The organism is Streptomyces sp. HSW2009 (genome assembly GCF_040240285.1).
Lineage (GTDB): Bacteria > Actinomycetota > Actinomycetes > Streptomycetales > Streptomycetaceae > Streptomyces.
Genome location: NZ_JBEHZD010000608.1, coordinates 1 through 4280, shown reverse-complemented (window position 1 = coordinate 4280; position 4280 = coordinate 1). Strand labels below are relative to the sequence as shown.

Sequence of the window (4280 nt, the reverse complement as noted above, 5' to 3'; positions counted from 1 at the left end):
CCCCCGGGGCCCCCCCCCCCCGGGGCCCCCCCCCGGCCGGCCCCCCGCCCGCGGGCGCCCCGGCGCCCCGGGGGCCGCGGGGGCCCCACCTCACTGTGGTGGCCCCGGAGCCTGGGCGGGGTTGAGCTCATGGTGCCTCGGGGCCCGGGCGGGGGCTGAGCTCACGGTGCCTCGGGGCCTGGGTGCGGCTGAACTCACGGTTGCCCGGGGCCGGAGCGGGGCGTGCTGAGGGGAGCGCTACCGGCCGGCTGGGCTGGGGCCGGTGGGTCGGGTGTGTGGCCATTCGGCGTGCCGGGTGGGTGCTGCCCCGCCCGCTGCCGGGTGCGGGCAGTGCCGTCCCTCGCCGCCGGGCTGCTCTTGGCCGTGGCCGGCTGCCGAGCGCGTCACATCGCGTACGCGCGTACGCGACGTCGTCGGCGATCGACCACGGCAGGCTCATGCCCACCGGCGGGTCGGGCGGGATTGAGCCTTGGCCGGCTGGGCGAGGCCGACTTACGCCCCTTGGCGGGGCGGGCGGGCCCGAGCCTGGACCGGCTGGGGCCGGCCTACGCCCCCGGGCGGGTCGGGCGGGCCTGAGCCTGAGTTGGCTGGCCGGGGTCGGGGCGAGCAGGGGCCGGCGCGGGTTGGTGGGCTGAGCGGAGCACCAGGCAGCCACCACGGCCAGCAGCCGCAGCCACAACCAACAAGCCAGTGCCCGCCGATCCCCACCACACCGCACAGCCCCGCGCACGCACGCGCGCTCACCCACCCCGCCCCGTACCCCGCACTCACACCTGTGCCGGCCGCGCCGCGGTGCCGCACTCATGCCGGCCGCGCCGCAATACGCACCCGTACGCGCGAGTCCCCGGCCGGTCGTCGTGCCGGTCGGGGACTCGGGGTGTCCGTCAGCGCGCGGGTCGCGCGGGCGGCTCAGACGCCGAGCTTCTCCTTGACCTGCGCCAACGACGGGTTGGGGAGCGCCGAACCGTCCGGGAAGAGCACGGTGGGCACGAGCTGGTTGCCGTTGTTCACCTGCTCCACGAACTTCGCCGACTCCGGGTCCTGCTCGATGTTGATCTCCGTGTACGCGATTCCCTCGCGCTCCATCTGGCCCTTGAGGCGGCGGCAGTAGCCGCACCAGGTGGTGCTGTACATCGTCACAGTGCCCGACATCGGTCCTCGCGCTCCTTGGGTTGGCTCTCGTCGCGGTTGCGGTCGTACAACGCGCACCCACCCCCGACCATTCCCACCACGCCCCGCCGCATCCGGCGCGCCGCCGGCAGGGGGCCGGTACGGGGCTGGTACGGGGCTGGTACGTCCCCGCCCCGACCCGGACGCCCCGACCCGGCGGCGCGGCCGTCGCTCCCCGCCCCCCCCCCCGCCCCGCGGCATTAATACGACCGCAACCCCTGGGCTGTGGACAACCGGGTCGCGGCCCTCTCGGCACCTGGCAGCATGGCGGGGTGACAGCAAGCAACGCACCCCTCGCCCCGGGCGGCGGCCACCCCGCGCTCTTCCCGGGCGCCCCGGCCTCCGCCGATGCGGTGCTCGACGGCCTCGACCCCGAGCAGCGCGAGGTCGCCACGGCCCTGCACGGCCCGGTGTGCGTGCTCGCGGGCGCCGGCACGGGCAAGACCCGAGCGATCACCCACCGGATCGCCTACGGGGTGCGTGCGGGCATCCTCCAGCCCGCCAGCGTCCTCGCCGTGACCTTCACCAACCGGGCCGCCGGCGAGATGCGCGGACGCCTGCGGCAACTGGGCGCGAGCGGCGTCCAGGCCCGTACGTTCCACTCGGCGGCGCTGCGCCAATTGCACTACTTCTGGCCGCGCGCGATCGGCGGCGAGATGCCCCGCCTCGTGGAGCGCAAGGCACAGCTCGTCGCGGAGGCCGCCGCCCGCTGCACGATCCGCCTGGACCGCAGCGAGCTGCGCGACGCCACCAGCGAGATCGAGTGGTGCAAGGTCACCCAGACCGTCCCCGAGGACTATCCGGCGGCCATCGCCAAGGCCGCCCGCGAGGCCCCCCGCGACCCGGCCGAGACCAGCCGGATCTACGCGATGTACGAGCAGCTCAAGCGGGACCGCGGCGTCATCGACTTCGAGGACGTGCTGTTGCTCACCGTCGCCGTGCTCCAGGACCGGCTGGACATCGCCGACCAGGTGCGCGCCCAGTACCAACACTTCGTCGTCGACGAGTACCAGGACGTCAGCCCGCTCCAGCAGCGCCTGCTCGACCTGTGGCTCGGTGACCGGGACGACCTGTGCGTCGTCGGCGACGCCAGCCAGACCATCTACTCCTTCACCGGCGCCACCCCCGACCACCTGCTGGACTTCCGCACCCGCCACCCGGGGGCCACCGTCGTCAAGCTCGTCCGCGACTACCGCTCCACCCCCCAGGTCGTCCGCCTCGCCAACGGCCTGCTCGCCGCGGCCCGCGGCCGTGCCGCCGAACACCGGCTGGAACTGCTCTCCCAGCGCGACCCCGGCCCCGACCCGGGATACGCGGAGTACGGGGACGAGCCCACGGAGGCCGAGGGCACCGCCCGCCGCATCGGCGCCCTCCTCGACGCGGGCGTCCCGGCCAGCGAGATCGCCGTGCTCTACCGCATCAACGCCCAGTCGGAGGTCTACGAGCAGGCCCTCGCCGACCAGGGCATCCCGTACCAGATGCGCGGCGGCGAGCGGTTCTTCGAGCGGGCCGAGGTGCGCGAGGCGGGGCTGCTGCTGCGCGGCGCGGCCCGCGCGGGCGGGGCGGCGCCCGGCCTGGAGGACGCCGACATACCCGCGCAGGTGCGCGCCGTCCTCGGCACCCGGGGCTGGACGCCACAGCCCCCGGTCGGCGCGGGCGCGGTCCGGGAGCGCTGGGAGTCGCTGGCGGCGCTGGTTCGCCTCGCAGAAGAGTTCGTCGGGGCCCGGCCCGAGGCCACCCTGCGGGACTTCGTCACCGAACTCGACGAGCGCGCCGCCGCCCAGCACGCCCCGACCGTCGAGGGCGTGACCCTGGCCTCCCTGCACACGGCCAAGGGCCTGGAATGGGACGCCGTGTTCCTGGTCGGCCTCACCGAGGGCATGATGCCGATCAGTCACGCCAAGACCGACCAGCAGATCGAGGAGGAGCGGCGGCTGCTGTACGTCGGGGTCACCCGGGCCCGCCAGCACCTCACCCTGTCCTGGGCGCTCTCACGCTCCCCGGGCGGGCGCCCGAACCGGCGCCCCAGCCGCTTCCTGGACGGCCTGCGGCCCGGCTCCGGGGCCAGCGCCGCCGCCCGCGCCGGCGCCCCGGGGACCGTCCGCGGCACGGCGGGCGTCGAGCGCGGCGCCACCGTGCGACGGCGCCCGCGCGGCCCGGTGCGCTGTCGGGTGTGTGGCAGGTCACTGACGGCCCCGGGCGAGATGAAGCTCATGCGGTGCGAGGACTGTCCGTCCGAGCTCGACGAGGGGCTGCACGACCGGCTCGTTGACTGGCGGGCGGAGCAGGCCGCCCGGCTGGGCCAGCCGGCGTACTGCGTCTTCACCGACAAGACGCTGCTCGCCATCGCCGAGGCCACTCCGGAGACCGAGGCCGAGCTCTCGGCGATCCCCGGGGTCGTCGCCCGCAAACTCCGCACGTACGGCCCTGACGTGCTCGCCCTGTGCGCGGGGGAAGATCCGGCGGCTCTCGACGGGCCCCGAAAAAACTCGTCGAAAAAATAGTTTGCGCGCGCGGAGGGCCTAGCCATAGCCTTCCGAGCACGGAGACAACGGGCCTTCCGAGACCCGATGGATTCATGTTCTACTGACCTAGATGGACAGGTCCCACCGGACCGGTCCCGAGAGCCGAGAGGAGGCGAAGACCAAATGATCACTTACTACATCACCACCAAAGCAACCGATCGCTCGGTCGTCGCCGCCTGCCCGCTCGGCTCTTCTGCACAGGGCACCGGTGTGTCCAGCTTCGGCGCGTCCGAGTTCGGCGCTTTCGCCTTCGGTACGACCGCTGCGCGTCCGGAATCCCTGGTCACCCTGCTGGCTCGGGGACTCCGCAGTGAGCGACCGACCCAGGCACCGGCAGTAGCAGCAGTGGCTAAGGCCAAGACCTACGCCATGGCAGCGGCTAATGGTGCCGAAATCTTGACGCAACACCCCCAGATGTGGGCCTCTCGCGGGCTTGATCCCTGGAGTGATCCAACCTGATCGGCGATCAGGTCGGCACCTTCCAGGGGGCGGCCGGCCGCCCCCCCCCCCGCGGGGCCCGGGGGTTTTGTGCCCCGCCGGGCGCCCGGGGGGGGGCCCGCCCCCCCGCCCCCCCCCCGCGCGCCC

General features: G+C 74.4%; 3 protein-coding genes. 2 read left to right on the top strand and 1 reads right to left on the bottom strand.

Features of this window, described 5'->3' with window-relative positions:
• Positions 1 to 909: 909 nt before the first annotated feature.
• The gene (locus AAHZ94_RS29405) at positions 910 to 1152 is read right to left on the bottom strand and encodes a mycoredoxin (protein ID WP_349996711.1); all 243 of its coding nucleotides are present in this window, start codon (positions 1150 to 1152) and stop codon (positions 910 to 912) included.
• A gap of 236 nt (positions 1153 to 1388) precedes the next feature.
• Here AAHZ94_RS29405 and AAHZ94_RS29400 point away from each other — a divergent pair, with 236 nt between their 5' ends.
• Together AAHZ94_RS29400 and AAHZ94_RS29395 are read left to right on the top strand one after the other, a co-directional pair.
• Positions 1389 to 3674, top strand: coding sequence for an ATP-dependent DNA helicase UvrD2 (locus AAHZ94_RS29400; RefSeq protein ID WP_502964821.1), 2286 nt, complete (start codon positions 1389 to 1391; stop codon positions 3672 to 3674).
• Positions 3675 to 3818: 144 nt separating this feature from the next.
• Positions 3819 to 4154, top strand: coding sequence for a hypothetical protein (locus AAHZ94_RS29395; RefSeq protein ID WP_349996710.1), 336 nt, complete (start codon positions 3819 to 3821; stop codon positions 4152 to 4154).
• Positions 4155 to 4280: the final 126 nt, after the last annotated feature.

What these genes read in the sequence shown, in the direction of transcription:
- AAHZ94_RS29395 (WP_349996710.1), top strand. Translation starts at nt 3,819, where the DNA reads ATGATCACTTACTACATCACCACCAAAGCAACCGATCGCTCGGTCGTC.
- AAHZ94_RS29405 (WP_349996711.1), bottom strand. Translation starts at nt 1,152, where the DNA reads ATGTCGGGCACTGTGACGATGTACAGCACCACCTGGTGCGGCTACTGC.